Source organism: Paucihalobacter sp., assembly GCF_036825875.1.
Taxonomy (GTDB): Bacteria; Bacteroidota; Bacteroidia; order Flavobacteriales; family Flavobacteriaceae; genus Paucihalobacter.
On sequence record NZ_DAISXK010000012.1, the window covers coordinates 28,774 to 45,419 of the forward strand.

Here is a 16,646-nt window from a genome sequence, read left to right on the forward strand (position 1 = left end):
TAAAATAGTATAGGTTTTCAGTCTCAAGATAATTTGCTATGAAACTCTAAAAAAGCGCAAAAAAAAACTGCTTTCACAAGGAAAGCAGTCTGGTAAAATATATAAAATATATTTATTTTTTCTTTAAAAACTCGTCTACAAATTCAGGTGCCATAACAGATTCTACAAATGTATATGCGCCAGTTTTAGGAGATTTAACCATTTTTATAGCTTTGGTTAATCTTTTAGATCCGGTTTGTAACGATGCTACTGATTTCTTTGCCATGACTTATTATTTTATCTCTTTGTGAACAGTCATACGCTTAAGGATTGGATTAAATTTCTTAATCTCCATTCTTCCAGGCGTATTTTTCTTGTTTTTGGTTGTAATATATCTCGAGGTTCCTGGATTTCCAGAATCCTTGTGCTCCGTACACTCTAATATAACTTGAATTCTATTTCCTTTTTTTGCCATTATACTTCTAATTTAGCGTTGTGCTATTTTTTCAAAAATCCTTTAGATTTTGCATCTTTTATTGCTGCAGAAATACCAATTTTATTGATGGTTTTTAATGCTGATGTAGATACTTTTAAAGTTACCCATTTATCTTCTTCAGGAATGTAAAAACGTTTTTTGATTAAATTGGCATCAAAGGTACGCTTGGTTTTATTCATGGCGTGAGAAACATTGTTTCCAACCATTGCTTTTTTCCCGGTAAGTTCACAAACTCTTGACATTTCTTTCTAACTTTTAGGTATGTAATTTTAAAACAGGGTGCAAATTTAATAAAACTTTACCACACAACAAACTATTGTTGTTAGTTTTTTAAAATTTCTTTAAGCAACATTTCAAAGGATTTATTAACACCTTTATCAATGACTTTTTCTCGGTGATTTCCAAAGTTAAAGGTTTCTACAATAAGTGCTTTTGGGGTTGCTATGGCAATACAAGCTTCGCCTACATCAGCTTTTTCATCACCTTTTTCGGGACCAGCATTTCCTGTGGTTGCTATGGCATAATCCGATTTAAAAAGCTTTTTGGCTGCAATCGCCATTTCAGCTGCAACTTCTTTACTCACCACGCCAAATTTGGAGATAATAGCTTCGGAAACACCTAAAATTTCAATCTTACTTTCAGTGGCGTAACAATTTATGCCACCTTTATAAAATTGTGAGGCTCCTGCGTGCTTGGTAATTATTTCAGAAATTTTTCCACCAGTAAAACTTTCGGCCAAGGCTAAAGTTTGTGAACGTTCTTTAAATTGTTTGGCAATAATAGTTTCAATACTTTCAGTTTCTTCAAAACCAACAAAAATATCTTCAATTTGCGGTATGAGCAACTGTACTTGTCGTTCCATTTCTTGCTCAACTAATGTTCTATCCATATTTTTGGCAGATAAGCGCAGTCGTACTTTTCCTAAATTTGGCAAATAAGCAAGCTTGATAAAATCTGGTAGGTTATCTTCAAATACCTCGATTCTATTCGAAATAGCACTTTCACCTAAGCCATAGGTAAGTAAAGTTTTATGCAGAATGAACGGAAACTTATAGGTTTCTCTTAATCTTGGTAACACGTCATCGTTTACTAAGGCTTTCATTTCATAAGGCACACCAGGTAAGGAAACGAATACCTTTTCTACCTTTTCAAACCACATTCCTGGCGCCGTACCATATTTATTCATTAGCACCTTACATTTTGAAGGAACCATAGCTTGCTGCCTGTTGATATCTGATATTGGTGTACTGATATATTTCGAAAAAAGCATTTCGATATTGTCTAAAACTTTTTGATTTTGAATGAGTTCATCTTCAAAATATTCACAAAGCGTATGTTTTGTAATATCGTCTTTGGTAGGACCTAAGCCACCTGTGATAATAATAATATCAGCATTTGATTCGGCCTCTTTTAAAGCCTTTAAAATTTGACTCTTATTATCTTGTACTGAAGTAATTTGATAAACCGAAACCCCTATTTTGTTGAGTTGCTTTCCTAAAAAAGCTGAATTGGTATCAATAATTTGACCGATGAGAATCTCATCGCCTATGGTAATTATTTCGGCTTGCATTATAGATTAAAGTCCTCCCTGATTTCTTCAGATGCATTGGCAACTGCATTTAAAACTGTATCTAATTCAGCCGATACATCTTTGTCTCCTTGCTCAAATTTTCCCCAATCTTGCACAATTATAAGCTTATCTAAAACACCCAATTCAAACAAATCTATAGTTGGTTTCATTTTATGTGCTGCTTGATAAGTAGTGTAAAAATCTTTTTCGGCAACTGCCAGTTTAAGTCTTGCCGCGTCTTCTGGCACTTCTTCTAGAAATGCGCCAGCCAAGGCCATGATGAAATCCTCATCACCATCAGCCATTTCCCTAACTCTGTAAAGTTTATAATGCTGTTCCATTTATTTAATTTTTACCGAAAACATTTCGATTTGTTCTATAAATCCTGTTAACTCATCGTTAGCAGATACCTTAGCAACGCCTGCTGGCGTGCCTGTAAATATAATATCTCCAATTTTTAAAGTGAAATATTTTGATACATATTCGATGATTTCATCAATTTTCCACAACATCAAACTCGTATTTCCTTGCTGCACAACTTGTTGTTTATTTTTCAAACTGAAATTGATATTGTTTAAATCTTCAAAATTTGATTTAGGCAACCATTTCCCGATTACCGCCGCGCCATCGAAGGCTTTGGCTTTTTCCCAAGGCAATCCTTTTGTTTTAAGTTGCGACTGTAAATCCCTGGCAGTAAAATCGATACCCAATCCAATCTCGTCGTAATACTTATGAGCGAATTTTCTATCAATATACTTACCAACCTTATTAATTTTAACCAATATCTCAACTTCATGATGCACATCATTTGAAAAGTCTGGAATAAAAAATGGCTGCTTCTTAAGCAGAATGGCAGTGTCAGGTTTTAGAAACACCACAGGATTTTCTGGCTTTTCATTTTCTAATTCCTTGATGTGTTCGGTGTAATTACGACCGATGCAGATGAGTTTCATATGGCGAAAATAAAATCTATGTTCCCTTTCTTAGGCGCCTAGTTCAATTTATTATTTAATGCTCTTAACTTAATTGCTGTCAATACTTTTTTAGTATATAAAGGAAAATCCGCATCCAGCAACCATCCAAAATAGCCAGGTTCTTTGTCTAAGACTTCCAATACCGTTTTTCCTTTGTGTTTCCCAAATGAGAAACATTCGTCACCGTCTTTGTTATAAATTATAAAGCCAGCAAAATCCGCAAATTGTTTGCGAGAACTGAATTCGGCAAGAAATTTGGTGTCGTTTTCAAGTTCGTCGTAACGTTCAATTTGAGCTTTTAGAACTTCATAAGTCGCTCTTGTATCGGCTTCGGCACTGTGCGCATCGTCTAAATTTTTATCGCAATAAAACTTATAGGCTGCGCCTAAGGTGCGTTGTTCCATTTTATGAAAAATAACTTGCACATCAACTGCTACACGGTTTTTCATATCAAAATCAACTTGTGCGCGTAACATTTCTTCAGCTAATAACGGAATGTCAAATCGGTTAGAATTGAAACCACCCAAATCAGAATCTTTCACCAAATTATAAACTTCTTTGGCTAACTCATTAAAAGTTGGCTTATCGGCAACATCGGAATCCGAAATACCGTGAACCTTGGTTACCTCAGCAGGAATGGGAATGGTTGGATTAACACGTCTGGTATAGCTTTCTTCTTTTCCATTTGGATGAATTTTCAAAATAGAAATTTCAACAATCCTATCAGAAGTGATATTAACACCAGTGGTTTCTAAATCAAAAAAACAAATGGGTTTGTTAAGGTTGAGTGTCATTATATAAATTTATATGGTAAAGATACTAAGAATAAAAAAAGCCCTAAACAAACTAGGGCTTTTTCAAATATTTTTTTGTCTTATATCTCACGATTCACATCAAAAGCTTCTAGATAATCTTTCACAGCTTTTACAAATTGTCCGCCTAAAGCACCATTAACCACCCGGTGATCGTATGAGTGTGATAAGAACATTCTATATCGAATACCAATAAAATCGCCATCAGGTGTTTCTATAACTGCAGGAACTTTTCTAATGGCGCCCAACGCTAATATAGCAACTTGTGGCTGATTGATAATTGGTGTACCAAATACACTGCCAAAAGTTCCAACGTTAGTCACTGTATAAGTACCGCCTTGAGTATCGTCTGGTTTTAATTTACCAATTCTAGCACGTTCGGCAAGGTCGTTTACGGCCTTGGTCATTCCTAATAAATTAAGCTGATCGGCATTTTTTATAACAGGTACAATTAAATTACCGTCTGGTAATGCTGCCGCCATTCCCAAATTAATGTTTTTACGTTTGATGAGTTTATCGCCACTTACCGAAATATTAATCATTGGAAAATCTTTTATAGCCTTGGCCACCGCTTCCATAAATATCGGGGTGAAGGTTAACTTTTCGCCTTCGCGTTTTTCGAAGCTACTTTTAACTTTCGTTCTCCAATTCCAAATATTTGTGACATCTACTTCGATAAATGATTGGACATGTGCTGAAGTTTGCGTACTTTCAACCATATGATGAGCAATAAGTTTGCCCATTCTGGTCATTTCTATTATTTCATCTTCACCCTTAACAACAGCAGGTGTTTCTTGTTTTGGTTTTGGTGGTGTAATTGATGCCGTTTGTTTAATCTCTGGTTGAGCCAACTCCGGTTTTGCTTCAATTTTGGCAACTGGCACTGGCGCTGATCTATGGTCAAGATAGGCTAAAATATCATTTTTCGTTACTCGACCTTCTTTACCAGTTCCTGGTAAAGCATCTAATTCTGCTTGCGTAATTCCTTCTTTTTTGGCAATATTTCTAACTAATGGAGAATAAAATCTATCGTCTGAGGATTGCACTGGCGAAGCCACTGCATCTTGAGCTTGCGTATTTGTTTTTGCTACTTCGGCTACCGATGGAGTTTCAGATTTTTCTACTTTAGAATTGGTTTCTTCGACTTCAGCAACTGGATTAGCCTTTGGAGCATCTCCAGAAGTTTCGATTATTGCAATGGTTTGACCCACTTGGACCACATCATCTACATTAAACAATTTTTCTATTAACACACCTTCTACCTCACTCGGTATTTCACTATCCACCTTATCAGTAGCAATTTCAAGAACAGCCTCATCAGCATCGATGGTGTCACCTACTTCTTTTAACCATGCAGTCACGGTTGCTTCGGCAACGCTTTCCCCCATTTTGGGTAATTTAAGTTCAAATTTTGCCATATTCTTAATAGAAAGAGGTTATTTATATTTTTGGTTGCAAAATTAATGATTATTCACCAATAATTTTATGATTTGTTCAACTAAATGTCTTTAAGCCACATCACTTTTCCTTGAATGTTCGCGGTGTGACTTCCAATGATAAAATTAACTTTTTTAGGCAGGATTTTAAAACAGGTCGTTCTTTTTATACGATTTTGAATGAATTGTTCAATTATAAATTTGAAAGACATCATATTAGCGTCGAAAATAACAGTAACGTTATTATCAATAGATGCATCCTTTTCAAGAAAATTAACAGTATTTATCCTAACTAATTGAGATTGTAGATAAGTAGACTTTCCATAAAACCAAATATTGGATGAACACTTGATTTTGGGTTCACCTGAGGATTTCGTGAAATAAGCTAACCTTATTCCAAAATAAACCAATAAATTAATCAGCATATTGCTTTTGTAGTGCTTTTGATAAAACAGTTTCATAGCCCCAAAAAAACGTTTAGCATACAGTTGATCTTTTAGTGTACTTTCACCTTTAAAATGGATGACGGTAGTAGCGCCGTTATAGTAATTTTTAAATCCAAGTTTTGTGGCCCGGTACGACAAATCTATATCCTCACCGTACATAAAGAAGTCTTCGTCAAAACCATGTAGTTGATTGTATAAATTGCGCCTAAGTAACATAAATGCGCCTACTAAAATTTGCACTTCACCCGTTTCATTTTCTTCTATATGATTGGCATAATACGAATTTGAAAATCCTAATAATTTTTTTAAGGCAACCACAGGCGTGGGAAGATTTCTTTTACTTTCCGGCAAAAAATGCCCAGTGCCATCAATTAATTTGCAACCAACAATTCCGAGATTAGCTTGTTGCTCAGCAAAAGCAATCAACTTTGTAAAAGTTTCTTCGGAAACTACTGTATCTGGATTTAAAATACAAACATACTCGCCTGTTGCATGCTGAACTCCGATGTTATTTCCCTTAGAAAAACCCACGTTTTCTGAGTTGGAGATAAGCTTAACATTCGGGAACTTGGCTTGAACCATATCACAACTGTCATCGGCTGAATTATTATCCACTACAATAATCTCCGCATCAATGTTTTCGATGGCTTGCTCAACACTTTGCAAGCACAACTCTAAAAAGTAGCGCACGTTATAATTAAGAATAATTACAGATAGTTTCAAGCCAATTAGTTTAGTATTTTAGAGAATTTTCAAAAGGAATTCTATTTTGAATGCTTCTGCTTAAAGTCACCTCATCGGCGTATTCTAGTTCATTTCCAACTGCTATACCTCTAGCGATGGTTGAAGTTTTGATATTGACGTCCGATAAGTGCTTAAAAATATAAAAATTGGTAGTATCGCCTTCCATTGTGGCACTCAAAGCAAAAATCAGCTCGTTCACCTGACCAGCTTTCACTCGGGTAATTAGACTTTGGATGTTTAATTCGTTGGGACCAACGCCATCCATAGGAGAAATTTTTCCACCTAAAACATGATACAAACCTTTATAGCTAGCTGTGTTTTCTATAGCCAAAACATCCCGAATATCTTCTACCACGCAAATAATGCTGTCATCTCTTTTTGGGTTTTGGCAAATGTCACATAAATCTGAGTCGCTGATATTGTGACACTTTTGGCAAAATTTAATTTGCGATCGTACATCGCTTAGAGCTTGAGTTAACTGATTGGTTTGACTTGCCGGTTGCCTGAGTAAATGCAGTACAAAACGCAATGCTGTGCGTTTACCGACCCCTGGTAATTGCGACATTTGATCGACTGCATTTTGTAATAATTTTGAAGAAAATTCCATAGAACGAAATTAATGTATTTTACTGAAATGCAATAAAAAACTGCCCTTTGAAAAAATCAAATAAGGCAGTTTTAATACCATTCTGTAATTATTTACTGTTTAATCAGTTTTTTGGTTATTTCTCCATTTTCATTGTTGATCCTAACAAAATACATACCCACTGAGTATTGAGAAATATCAATTTTGTATGGCTGATTCAAGATAACTCCCCTGGCAAAATAAATTATTTTACCTTCAGTATTGAATAATCTTATATCAACATTTTCGGGTTTATTCCATGATAAAAATACTTCGTTTGAGGCTGTATTGGGGTACATCTGAAGGTTTTCAAAAACAACTTTATCATTACTCAAAGTTGAACTATAAGTATCGGAAACCCAAAGTCCGCGACCATAGGTAGCAGCATATAATTTATTTTCAGAGAAGTTGATTTCTAATTCACTTATTTGAACATTAGGCAGATTATTACTATAAGGCAACCAGCTGTTGTTAGTTGTATTATCTATATAATAAACTCCATAGTTCATACCTAAATAAAGACCTTGATCATCATTATTATCCCATGCCAAATCTTGAGGTGGAAAATTAGGAAGATCAAATCTTATCGATGTCCAGCTAATACCCGAATTCGTACTAACATAAACCTTTTGAGCATCGTTAACGGCGATAGCCACCTTTTCAGGATTTGTTGGATGTACCGCAATGGCATTAATATTTACCCCAAATGATGTTGGTGACTGAAACCAATTAACACCGCCATTTATGCTCGCATGAAAAGTGTTATTAACCGCCATATAGATATGATTATTATTTGAAGGCGCAAATTTTAAGTGATTGATAGGTGTTCCATAATTGGGAGAAATAGACGTCCAATTTTGCCCGTCGTCTTCCGATCTATACAATTCATCATAGGCGACATAAATTACATTAGGAACTTGTGGATCTTGTTCAAATGGCGTTATCCAATTCCATGGACTGTTGCCACCTTTTCCATCGGGACTCGGGACATTAGAAGCATTATTACCAGTATTAGTACCTTTATACAATACCCCAAACTGAGAAGTTCCGTACAAAATTGTAGGATCATTTTTATCAACAAAACCTTCCATACCGTCAGCGCCTAGCCAATCATTCCAAATTCCAGAAGTGTCAAAAACGGAAGAGCCATTATCTTGTGAACCGCCCGTTATAACGACCGGTATGGTTTGACTTACGCCAATTTTATAAAACTGTCTAATACCCATTCCAGTAGTTAAATCGGTATAATATTCATCGGTAACCACTTGAGGATCCTCAGCTACAAAAATTCCGCCGTCGGTACCCACATATAGCTTGCCATTAACATAATCCATAATGTCAACATCGGCGTGGCAATAACCTATATTCGCTGCTGCTGCATTTTGTGGCACCCATTGAGAAGTAATGTTAAAAGAAGTACCCCCATCTACTGAATGCCACGTATTAATACCTGCAATATGTACCTCGTTTACATTGTTTGGATTTACAACAATATCCATATCTCTCGGCGCTTGCCCGAGGTCGTCATCTGCGGTAGAACTGTAACCGAAATAATTTTTGTTATCGTGGTTTAATTCCGTAAATAAAAGACCACTCGATGTTGACTTGTACAAAGCATTAAACAATCCATTTTGAGCTTCGATTACATAAACAACTTCTGGATTGTTTGCGGAAACGCCAATCATTTTAGGACCCGATGATGTTATTGTGGGTGATTGAGAAAAAGTAATACCGCCATCCTCCGATCTATAAAAATTATTTCCAGAGGCATATATAATATTGGAGTTGCCTGGTTTAAACTCAAAGTCAAAACCTTGAGTTGCATTTGTTGCAATGCGAGTCCAATTCAGACCACCATTTGTGGATTTATAAAGTCCTCCACTTTGAACCGAACAGTACATTTTTGAGGTATTATTTGGGTCTATCAATATTTTATTGACAATACCATTTCCAGTGTCTGCCAAAAAATCCCACGTAGCGCCTGCATTAGAGGATTTAAATATCACACCGCTACTTGAACCCCAATAATAAACGTTTGAATTGCCAGGTTCCATTGATAAAGCAAAAACATTCAACGTTGATAAATCGTCTGTTAAAACCGTCCAACTCTGGCCACCATCTAAAGTTTTCCATACACCACCAGTTTCAGCTCCTGCTATAATATGATTCGTATTATTGGGATCGATAGCCATAGCGGTTATTCTGCCAACTCCAGGATTCCATCCCGTTGTTTGATTCCAATAAGTAGGTCCGAGCTCTTGCCAAGTTCCCGTAGTACTTCTTGCTGAGAAACCAAAATTCTTATTTACATAATTGTTGTAGTTCTGTAATTCGTTATAATAAAAATCCGCAGTTTTTAAATTACCATTTTCATCCATAGATCTTAATGCTTGGTATTCCCATCGTTTGTAGGCCTTAAAACCGGTGCCTCGACCATAACCCTTTGTCTCAAAATAGGCAGTTGCTGCTTCTTGAATTTCTTGAACTGTATAAGAACCGTCTGCTATCATTTCTTGATAAGTTTGGGAATACGACATAGCAAAAGTCACAACAAGACTAATCAGTAAGTAGAATTTTTTCATAAGAAATATTAAAAATAAGCTAATTAAATTTATCGAAAATAACCACAGCTGCGATTTCCTTTAATTTGCTTAATATTGTTGTACAATTTGTCTCAAAAATAGAAGAAATTTTCTTTATCTCAATTATTTACGTAAAAACATGTCGCCAAGTTTTATAATTTTACTTATTGCATCTTATTTTGGTTTACTTATTTTAATTTCCCTATTTACAGGAAAATCAAATGGTAATGACACTTTTTTTAAAGCCAATAAACAATCACCATGGTATGTAGTGGCCTTTGGTATGATTGGTGCATCGCTTTCTGGTGTAACCTTTATTTCTGTTCCTGGTTGGATTGAGGCATCGCAGTTTAGCTATATGCAAGTGGTACTAGGCTATATTGTAGGTTATCTGGTAATAGGCACGGTGCTACTTCCCTTGTATTACCGCATGAATTTAACATCTATCTACACTTATTTAGAATCGCGTTTCGGAAACTATTCCTACAAAACAGGCGCTTCCTTTTTTCTTTTGTCCAGAGTAGTTGGAGCTAGTTTTAGATTGTATTTGGTAGCTGGAGTATTACAAATTATTCTATTCGATGAAATAGGTATTGAATTTTGGCAAACAGTAACCATTACTGTTGCATTAATATGGCTGTATACTTTTAAGTCTGGTATTAAAACCATTGTTTGGACCGATACATTTCAAACCTTGTTTATGTTGATTGCAGTTGGCGTTACGATATATTTTGTGAGTGAAGATTTGGGAATTAGCGGCGGTAATTTGGTGGGTTATGTTCTAGATCATGATTTGTCTAAAACTTTCTTTTTCGAAGATTTTAAATCTGATAATTACTTCTGGAAGCAATTTATTTCAGGGGCCTTTATTGCCATTGTTATGACAGGATTGGATCAAGATATGATGCAGAAAAATCTCACTTGTCGAAACCTAAAAGACGCTCAAAAAAATATGTTTTGGTTTACGATTGTGCTCACGGTGGTGAACTTTGTTTTTTTAAGTCTTGGGTTGCTTTTAACTGTTTACGCGTCGCAAAACGGCATTGATGCTCATAAGGATGATTTATTTCCATTACTAGCGAAAAATCACTTGGGGATTGGGGTTTTTGTATTCTTTTTAATCGGACTCATCGCAGCGGCCTACAGTAGTGCCGATAGTGCATTAACTTCCCTTACCACATCTTTTAGTATTGACATTCTAGATATTGAAAAAAAATACGACAAATTTAAACAAGTACGTGTAAGAAAGCAAATTCATATTCTGATTTCCTTGGTGCTTATTTTAGTAATTATCACCTTCAAATATCTCATTAAAGATGAAAGCGTAATTGCTAAACTATTTGTTTTTGCAGGCTACACCTATGGTCCCTTACTCGGCCTTTATGCTTTTGGGCTATTTACCAAGTGGCAACTTAAAGATAAATTGGTGCCACTAATTGCCATTTTATCGCCAATCCTATCTTATTTTATTAGCTTTTATAGCTCAAAATGGTTTGAATTTGAATTTGGATTTTTCATCCTTATACTGAACGGATTACTCACCTTTTTAGGACTTTTAATACTGATTAGTCCCCAAAAGCACTAAGGTACAAGCAACTTCAGATTCTATATCGTTAGCTTTCAGAATTTTATAAAAATCCGGATTTTCAGTTCCAGGATTAAATATCACACGACGTGGCTGTAGTCCAATAATATAGTTATAATATTCTGGTTGATTTTTAGCACCCAAATATAAAGTTACCGTATCTATACTATCATAATCTATAGGTTCAGTGTCTATAGACACATCAATAACTTTACCCTTTTTTAATCCGAATGCTTTTACATCCACTTGAGCATTCCGCAACTTTTTTATAGCCATATTAGAATAGCGACTTGGGTTGGTTGAAGCACCCATAACTAATGTTGTTTTGTTCATTAAATTTTTCTTTAATTTAAAAGAGTTATAAACATAAGATTCAAAAATAACAATCTCACAGCCTACTTTATTGGATTTTTAAAGCTAAACTGTTAATTACGAGTTAAAATTACAATCTCATGTAATAAAGTTACAAGTTCTACGTCTTAATAAATAAGTTTAAGTTTAAACTTTTTAAGCAAGATGTTTAAATAGTTTAGTGTTAGTTTAAGTTGGTTAATAGCTGAAAAAGCCGGAGTTTTAATAATTCCGGCTTTTTTATTACCATTTTATAATAACGCTTCCCCAAGTAAAGCCGCTACCAAAAGCGGCTAACACCACGGTATCTCCGGATTTTATCTTGCCCTGTTCCCAAGCCTCGGTTAAGGCAATTGGAATTGAAGCTGCGGTTGTATTACCGTATTTCATTATATTATTAAAAACCTGGTCGTCATTCAACTTGAATTTTCTTTGAACAAATTGCGAAATACGCAAATTGGCCTGATGTGGAATGAGCATATCAATATCCTGTGGACCTAAATTATTTTTCTCCAAACCTTCCATAATTACTTCACTAAAACGAACCACCGCATTTTTAAACACGAATTGACCGTTCATATATGGATAATAACTTTCGTCATCTGGATTATTTTCAGCCAAAATATCAGTTACCCAACGCGTTCCCATTCCAGGTGCTTTAACAACCAATTCTTCGGCAAACTCACCTTGGGAATGTAAATGGGTCGATAAAATACCTTTGGTTGTATCTACTTCTCTCGAGAGTACTGCTGCTCCTGCACCATCACCAAAAATAACCGAAACACCTCTACCTCTGGTAGATTTATCTAATCCAAGAGAGTGCAATTCACTACCAATTACTAACACGTTTTTGTACATGCCAGTTTTAATAAAATTATCAGCCACTGAAATGGCATATACAAAACCTGAACACTGATTTCTTATATCAATAGCGCCTACTGTTTTTATATCTAAATCGTGTTGTACTTGTACGCCTGGTCCGGGAAAATAATAATCGGGACTTAAGGTTGCAAACACTATAAAATCAATATCATCTTTACTGATGCCGGCACGCTCAATCGCAATTTTGGCAGCCTTAACTCCCATAGATGCAGTCGTGTCTCCAGAGTTTTCTTTAATCCAACGTCGTTCTTTGATCCCAGTACGCTCTTGAATCCATTCGTCATTGGTATCCATTAATTTTGATAAGTCTTCATTTGTAACCACATTATCAGGCACGTAGTATCCTAATCCTGTTATTTTAGAATTGTACATTGTAAGTTTTTTAAGTATTGCAATTTAACCATTTAACTATATACAATATTTCAATTAAAATCGCATTCGTTATGCATGCATAACATCTTCAAGCTAACCTATGAAGTGTCAGTTTGTCACAATTACTATTGTGGTATTTTATTTGCCTAAGTTATTTGGCTGACTTAAATGAAAAAAAACAGCATAATTTCTTACAAACATCATAAAACAAAATAATCATGACAAAAGGAACCATTAATGTATCAGTAGAAAACATTTTTCCGCTAATTAAAAAATTCCTCTACAGCGACCACGAGATTTTTCTAAGAGAATTGGTGAGTAACGCCACCGATGCTACTCTAAAACTGAAACACCTTACCAACATTGGTGAAGCTAAAGTAGAATACGGCAGTCCGAAAATTGAAATCAAAGTTGACAAAGACAACAAAAAAATTCACGTAATCGACCAAGGTTTAGGTATGACAACCGAAGAGGTGCAAAAGTACATCAACGAAGTTGCTTTTTCTGGCGCAGAAGAATTTATCGATAAATACAAAGACAAGGTAGATGATCCAGGAATTATTGGTCATTTTGGTCTTGGTTTTTACTCAGCCTTTATGGTAGCAGAAAAGGTTGAAATTATTACCAAATCTTACAAAGACGAACCTGCAGCACATTGGATTTGCGACGGTTCGCCTAACTTTACCATAGAACCTTCAGATAAAACTGAAAGAGGTACAGAAATCATTCTTCATATTGCTGAAGATTCTACCGAATTTCTTGAAGATTCACGCATTAGAACGCTTTTGTTGAAATACAACAAGTTTATGCCAATTCCAATTAAATTCGGAACCAAAGAAGAAACTTTACCGCTACCTGAAGATGCTAAAAAAGATGCCAAACCAGAGAAAGTAAGGGTTGATAATATCATTAACAATCCAAACCCTGCTTGGACTAAACAACCAACAGATTTAAAAGATGAAGACTACAAATCTTTTTATCGTGAGTTGTATCCAATGCAGTTCGAAGAACCTTTATTCAACATTCATTTAAATGTTGACTATCCGTTTAATCTTACCGGAATTTTGTATTTCCCTAAGATGACGAATGATTTAAATATTCAAAAGGATAAAATTCAACTGTACCAAAATCAGGTTTTTGTAACCGACAATGTTGAAGGTATTGTGCCCGAATTTTTAACCATGTTACGCGGTGTTATTGATTCACCGGACATTCCATTGAACGTTTCGCGTTCCTATCTACAAGCTGATAGTAGTGTTAAAAAAATAGCGTCTTATATCACCAGAAAAGTAGCGGATAAACTAAAATCACTCTTTACTGAGAACCGCGAAGATTTTGAGAAAAAATGGAATGATATTAAAGTAGTGATCGAATATGGGATGCTTTCTGAAGAAAAATTCTTCGAAAAAGCTGAGGCCTTTGCCTTATATCCGACGGTTGACGGCAGCTACTTCACTTACGAAGAACTCTTCAATAAAATAAAAGCCAAACAAACCGATAAGGATGATAAATTGGTGATTCTATATGCTTCAAACACCGATGCACAACACAGCTACATTGAAGCAGCAAAAGATAAAGGTTATGAAGTATTGTTACTAGATTCTCCTATTGTGAGCCATTTAATGCAAAAACTGGAAACCAGTAAAGAAAATGTAAGTTTTGCACGTGTTGATGCCGATCATATTGATAATCTTATCAAAAAAGATGACACCAAAATTTCAAAACTTTCAGATGAAGAAAAAGCCACTTTAGACGAATTGTTAAAAGAAACCATTCCTTCTGAAAAATTCATGGTGCAATTAGAACCGATGGATAGCAATGCCGCACCATTTATCATTACCCAACCAGAATTTATGCGCCGTATGAAAGAGATGCAAGCCACTGGTGGCGGTATGTTTGGTATGGGTAATATGCCAGAAATGTACAATTTGGTGGTCAATACCAACTCAGCACTTGTTGGCGAAATTCTCAATACCAAAACCAAAAAGAAACAAGAGCGCTTAATTAGTCAAAGTTTAGATTTGGCCAGATTGTCGCAAGGATTATTGAAAGGTAAAGAACTCTCCGATTTTATAAAACGCAGTTACGAGATGATTAAATAAGTAATAGAAATTCTCATAAATATCAAAACCAATCAGTTATTTTACTGGTTGGTTTTTTTGTACATTTGAAATAGAACGGAGAGCGACCTATTATGGATACTTCAAACATAAAAGAAATTATAGCCCAAGAAATTGAAAAAACTGAGGCGCAAATCAAATCCTATCAAGAACTCACAAAACCCGTAGCGCCCGATGCAGCAATTGGCAGGGTGTCGCGTATAGATCATATTAACAACAAAAGTGTTATTGAATCGGCTTTACAACAAGCAGAAGAAAAACTTCGCAAATTAAACAACGCTCTATCGAATGTTGAAAGTCCGGATTTTGGAATGTGCCTAAAATGTAAACAGCAAATACCTTTGGGCCGAATTTTAATAAGACCCGAGAGTGCATATTGTGTGCAATGCGCGACTTAAACAGAAAGACATTCGGTACTTGAATTTAATCAGTAACTTCCATTTTTGATCTATCTCACTTATCATTTTGATTATCATTCCCTTTTTCGTAATTTCATCGATGTTTAATTTAAAGAAATGAATTATGGGTAAAGGAGATAAAAAAACAAGAAGAGGTAAAATTAATCGCGGTAGTTACGGCGTATTAAGACCGAGACAAAAAGCAACAACCGAAGTTGTATCAGTAAAAAAACCAAAACCTAAAGTTGAACCAAAACTAGAGGAAGTAACAAAAAAGACAACAACAAAAGCAGCGACAGCAAAAACGAAAACCGCCGCTACTATCAAGAAAAAAACCACGGCTAAAAAAACCGTGGCTGCAGACAAATAAAATTTTAATCTATTTTGATAAGAAAGCGATTCTTTAAGAAAGAGTCGCTTTTTTTATCTGGTAAAAACTAAATTATTGCCTTCGGATAAGTTAGTATCGAAAGCATAGTTTTCCAAATCGAAGGCTTTTATTCCATCTAAGTCATTAATCGAGTTGTCAATTATAAACCGTGCCATTAAACCTCTTGCATATTTGGCAAAAAAACCAATGGTCTTGTACTGGCCGTTTTTAAACTCTTTAAAATCGACTTGAATCAAATTTCCTTTTAAGGATTTGACATCTATAGCTTTGAAGTATTCGTTACTGGCAAGGTTAAGTAAAATTTCATCTTCCTCCATTTCGCTGTTTAATGCGTCAGTGATTTTTACTTTCCAAAAATCATAAAGATTCTTGTTTTTACCCACTGGAAATTTGGTACCCATTTCTAATCTGTAGGGCATTATTAAATCGAAAGGCTTTAGCAGTCCATATAACCCTGATAAAATTCTAACAGTGTTTTGGGTGTTTTCTAGTTTATTCTCTGAGATAGTATAAGCATCTAAGCCACGATAAACATCGCCATTAAAAGCGTAAATGGCTTGTCTGGCTTCATTCTCAGGAAACGGTAACTGCCAATCTTGATTGCGTTGGTAGTTCAGTTCGCTTAAATCGGTGGAAATATTCATCAATTGCCCAAGCTTTTTAACCGATTGCTTTTTTAATAACTTATTTATCCGCTCTGATTCGGTGAGAAACAAGGCTTGTGTGGTACGATGGGTTGGCAACTTGCTTTCAAAATCTAAAGATTTCGCAGGTGATAAAACTAATTTCATAATGTACTTTTTAATAAAATATAAAAATATGATTAAATGCTTCTGAAATCAACCTTTAGGCAAATCAAAATTCAATAGTGATATAGACTAGA

The 16,646-nt window shown here is 35.2% G+C and carries 18 protein-coding genes; 4 read left to right on the plus strand and 14 right to left on the minus strand.

Translation table 11 applies throughout. The features are described 5' to 3' along the window. Positions 1-112: 112 nt before the first annotated feature. From V7Z48_RS05410 to V7Z48_RS05460, 11 genes are all read right to left on the minus strand, one after another. On the minus strand, positions 113-265 hold the full coding sequence (locus V7Z48_RS05410) for a DUF4295 domain-containing protein (RefSeq protein ID WP_334112381.1): 153 nt from the start codon (positions 263-265) through the stop codon (positions 113-115). Positions 266-271: 6 nt separating this feature from the next. Then, a complete protein-coding gene (gene rpmG / locus V7Z48_RS05415; protein WP_334112382.1) occupies positions 272-454 on the minus strand; it encodes a 50S ribosomal protein L33 in 183 nt (60 codons plus the stop codon). Positions 455-477: 23 nt separating this feature from the next. After that, the gene (gene rpmB, locus V7Z48_RS05420) at positions 478-717 is read right to left on the minus strand and encodes a 50S ribosomal protein L28 (RefSeq protein WP_334112383.1); all 240 of its coding nucleotides are present in this window, start codon (positions 715-717) and stop codon (positions 478-480) included. An 80-nt stretch (positions 718-797) separates the two neighbouring features. Then, positions 798-2,045, minus strand: a complete 1,248-nt coding sequence (locus tag V7Z48_RS05425; RefSeq protein ID WP_334112384.1) for a CinA family nicotinamide mononucleotide deamidase-related protein — start codon at positions 2,043-2,045, stop codon at positions 798-800. Beyond that, positions 2,045-2,386, minus strand: coding sequence for an Hpt domain-containing protein (locus tag V7Z48_RS05430; protein ID WP_334112385.1), 342 nt, complete (start codon positions 2,384-2,386; stop codon positions 2,045-2,047). Before V7Z48_RS05430 ends, V7Z48_RS05425 begins: the two co-directional genes overlap by 1 nt. Then, the gene (locus V7Z48_RS05435; RefSeq protein ID WP_334112386.1) at positions 2,387-2,998 is read right to left on the minus strand and encodes a fumarylacetoacetate hydrolase family protein; all 612 of its coding nucleotides are present in this window, start codon (positions 2,996-2,998) and stop codon (positions 2,387-2,389) included. A gap of 38 nt (positions 2,999-3,036) precedes the next feature. Then, positions 3,037-3,813: an exonuclease domain-containing protein gene (locus V7Z48_RS05440; RefSeq protein WP_334112387.1), complete on the minus strand. Its 777-nt coding sequence runs from the start codon at positions 3,811-3,813 to the stop codon at positions 3,037-3,039. Between the two features lie 80 nt (positions 3,814-3,893). After that, on the minus strand, positions 3,894-5,249 hold the full coding sequence (locus tag V7Z48_RS05445; RefSeq protein ID WP_334112388.1) for a dihydrolipoamide acetyltransferase family protein: 1,356 nt from the start codon (positions 5,247-5,249) through the stop codon (positions 3,894-3,896). Between the two features lie 80 nt (positions 5,250-5,329). After that, positions 5,330-6,436, minus strand: a complete 1,107-nt coding sequence (locus V7Z48_RS05450) for a glycosyltransferase family 2 protein (RefSeq protein WP_334112389.1) — start codon at positions 6,434-6,436, stop codon at positions 5,330-5,332. A gap of 10 nt (positions 6,437-6,446) precedes the next feature. Further along, positions 6,447-7,064, minus strand: coding sequence for a recombination mediator RecR (gene recR / locus V7Z48_RS05455; protein ID WP_334112390.1), 618 nt, complete (start codon positions 7,062-7,064; stop codon positions 6,447-6,449). Between the two features lie 92 nt (positions 7,065-7,156). Beyond that, entirely contained in the window at positions 7,157-9,664 is a 2,508-nt protein-coding gene (locus V7Z48_RS05460) for a VPS10 domain-containing protein (protein ID WP_334112391.1), read from the minus strand. Positions 9,665-9,803: 139 nt separating this feature from the next. On the opposite strand from V7Z48_RS05460, the gene V7Z48_RS05465 reads away from it, so the two are divergent. Then, positions 9,804-11,249, plus strand: coding sequence for a sodium:solute symporter (locus V7Z48_RS05465; protein ID WP_334112392.1), 1,446 nt, complete (start codon positions 9,804-9,806; stop codon positions 11,247-11,249). On the opposite strand, the gene V7Z48_RS05470 is transcribed toward V7Z48_RS05465, so the two are convergent. Next, positions 11,220-11,582, minus strand: a complete 363-nt coding sequence (locus V7Z48_RS05470; protein ID WP_334112393.1) for a CoA-binding protein — start codon at positions 11,580-11,582, stop codon at positions 11,220-11,222. The genes V7Z48_RS05465 and V7Z48_RS05470 overlap by 30 nt on opposite strands. A gap of 261 nt (positions 11,583-11,843) precedes the next feature. Next, on the minus strand, positions 11,844-12,854 hold the full coding sequence (locus V7Z48_RS05475) for a 3-oxoacyl-ACP synthase III family protein (RefSeq protein WP_334112394.1): 1,011 nt from the start codon (positions 12,852-12,854) through the stop codon (positions 11,844-11,846). Between the two features lie 218 nt (positions 12,855-13,072). Here V7Z48_RS05475 and htpG point away from each other — a divergent pair, with 218 nt between their 5' ends. From htpG to V7Z48_RS05490, 3 genes are all read left to right on the plus strand, one after another. Beyond that, entirely contained in the window at positions 13,073-14,956 is a 1,884-nt protein-coding gene (gene htpG, locus V7Z48_RS05480; protein WP_334112395.1) for a molecular chaperone HtpG, read from the plus strand. 92 nt (positions 14,957-15,048) lie between these two features. Continuing rightward, complete coding sequence (locus tag V7Z48_RS05485) at positions 15,049-15,372, plus strand: TraR/DksA family transcriptional regulator (protein WP_334112396.1); 324 nt, start codon at positions 15,049-15,051, stop codon at positions 15,370-15,372. Between the two features lie 124 nt (positions 15,373-15,496). Then, positions 15,497-15,742, plus strand: a complete 246-nt coding sequence (locus V7Z48_RS05490) for a 30S ribosomal protein THX (RefSeq protein WP_334112397.1) — start codon at positions 15,497-15,499, stop codon at positions 15,740-15,742. Positions 15,743-15,795: 53 nt separating this feature from the next. Here V7Z48_RS05490 and yaaA read toward each other — a convergent pair whose 3' ends face one another. Next, positions 15,796-16,554 (minus strand): peroxide stress protein YaaA, encoded by a 759-nt coding sequence (gene yaaA, locus V7Z48_RS05495; protein ID WP_334112398.1) that lies wholly within the window; start codon positions 16,552-16,554, stop codon positions 15,796-15,798. Between the last annotated feature and the right edge of the window lie 92 nt (positions 16,555-16,646).

Excerpts from the sequence above, each read along its gene's own strand:
- V7Z48_RS05410 (WP_334112381.1), bottom strand. The coding sequence starts at position 265 with ATGGCAAAGAAATCAGTAGCATCGTTACAAACCGGATCTAAAAGATTA.
- rpmG (WP_334112382.1), bottom strand. The coding sequence starts at position 454 with ATGGCAAAAAAAGGAAATAGAATTCAAGTTATATTAGAGTGTACGGAG.
- rpmB (WP_334112383.1), bottom strand. The coding sequence starts at position 717 with ATGTCAAGAGTTTGTGAACTTACCGGGAAAAAAGCAATGGTTGGAAAC.
- V7Z48_RS05425 (WP_334112384.1), bottom strand. The coding sequence starts at position 2,045 with ATGCAAGCCGAAATAATTACCATAGGCGATGAGATTCTCATCGGTCAA.
- V7Z48_RS05430 (WP_334112385.1), bottom strand. The coding sequence starts at position 2,386 with ATGGAACAGCATTATAAACTTTACAGAGTTAGGGAAATGGCTGATGGT.
- V7Z48_RS05435 (WP_334112386.1), bottom strand. The coding sequence starts at position 2,998 with ATGAAACTCATCTGCATCGGTCGTAATTACACCGAACACATCAAGGAA.
- V7Z48_RS05440 (WP_334112387.1), bottom strand. The coding sequence starts at position 3,813 with ATGACACTCAACCTTAACAAACCCATTTGTTTTTTTGATTTAGAAACC.
- V7Z48_RS05445 (WP_334112388.1), bottom strand. The coding sequence starts at position 5,249 with ATGGCAAAATTTGAACTTAAATTACCCAAAATGGGGGAAAGCGTTGCC.
- recR (WP_334112390.1), bottom strand. The coding sequence starts at position 7,064 with ATGGAATTTTCTTCAAAATTATTACAAAATGCAGTCGATCAAATGTCG.
- V7Z48_RS05460 (WP_334112391.1), bottom strand. The coding sequence starts at position 9,664 with ATGAAAAAATTCTACTTACTGATTAGTCTTGTTGTGACTTTTGCTATG.
- V7Z48_RS05465 (WP_334112392.1), top strand. The coding sequence starts at position 9,804 with ATGTCGCCAAGTTTTATAATTTTACTTATTGCATCTTATTTTGGTTTA.
- V7Z48_RS05470 (WP_334112393.1), bottom strand. The coding sequence starts at position 11,582 with ATGAACAAAACAACATTAGTTATGGGTGCTTCAACCAACCCAAGTCGC.
- V7Z48_RS05475 (WP_334112394.1), bottom strand. The coding sequence starts at position 12,854 with ATGTACAATTCTAAAATAACAGGATTAGGATACTACGTGCCTGATAAT.
- htpG (WP_334112395.1), top strand. The coding sequence starts at position 13,073 with ATGACAAAAGGAACCATTAATGTATCAGTAGAAAACATTTTTCCGCTA.
- V7Z48_RS05485 (WP_334112396.1), top strand. The coding sequence starts at position 15,049 with ATGGATACTTCAAACATAAAAGAAATTATAGCCCAAGAAATTGAAAAA.
- V7Z48_RS05490 (WP_334112397.1), top strand. The coding sequence starts at position 15,497 with ATGGGTAAAGGAGATAAAAAAACAAGAAGAGGTAAAATTAATCGCGGT.
- yaaA (WP_334112398.1), bottom strand. The coding sequence starts at position 16,554 with ATGAAATTAGTTTTATCACCTGCGAAATCTTTAGATTTTGAAAGCAAG.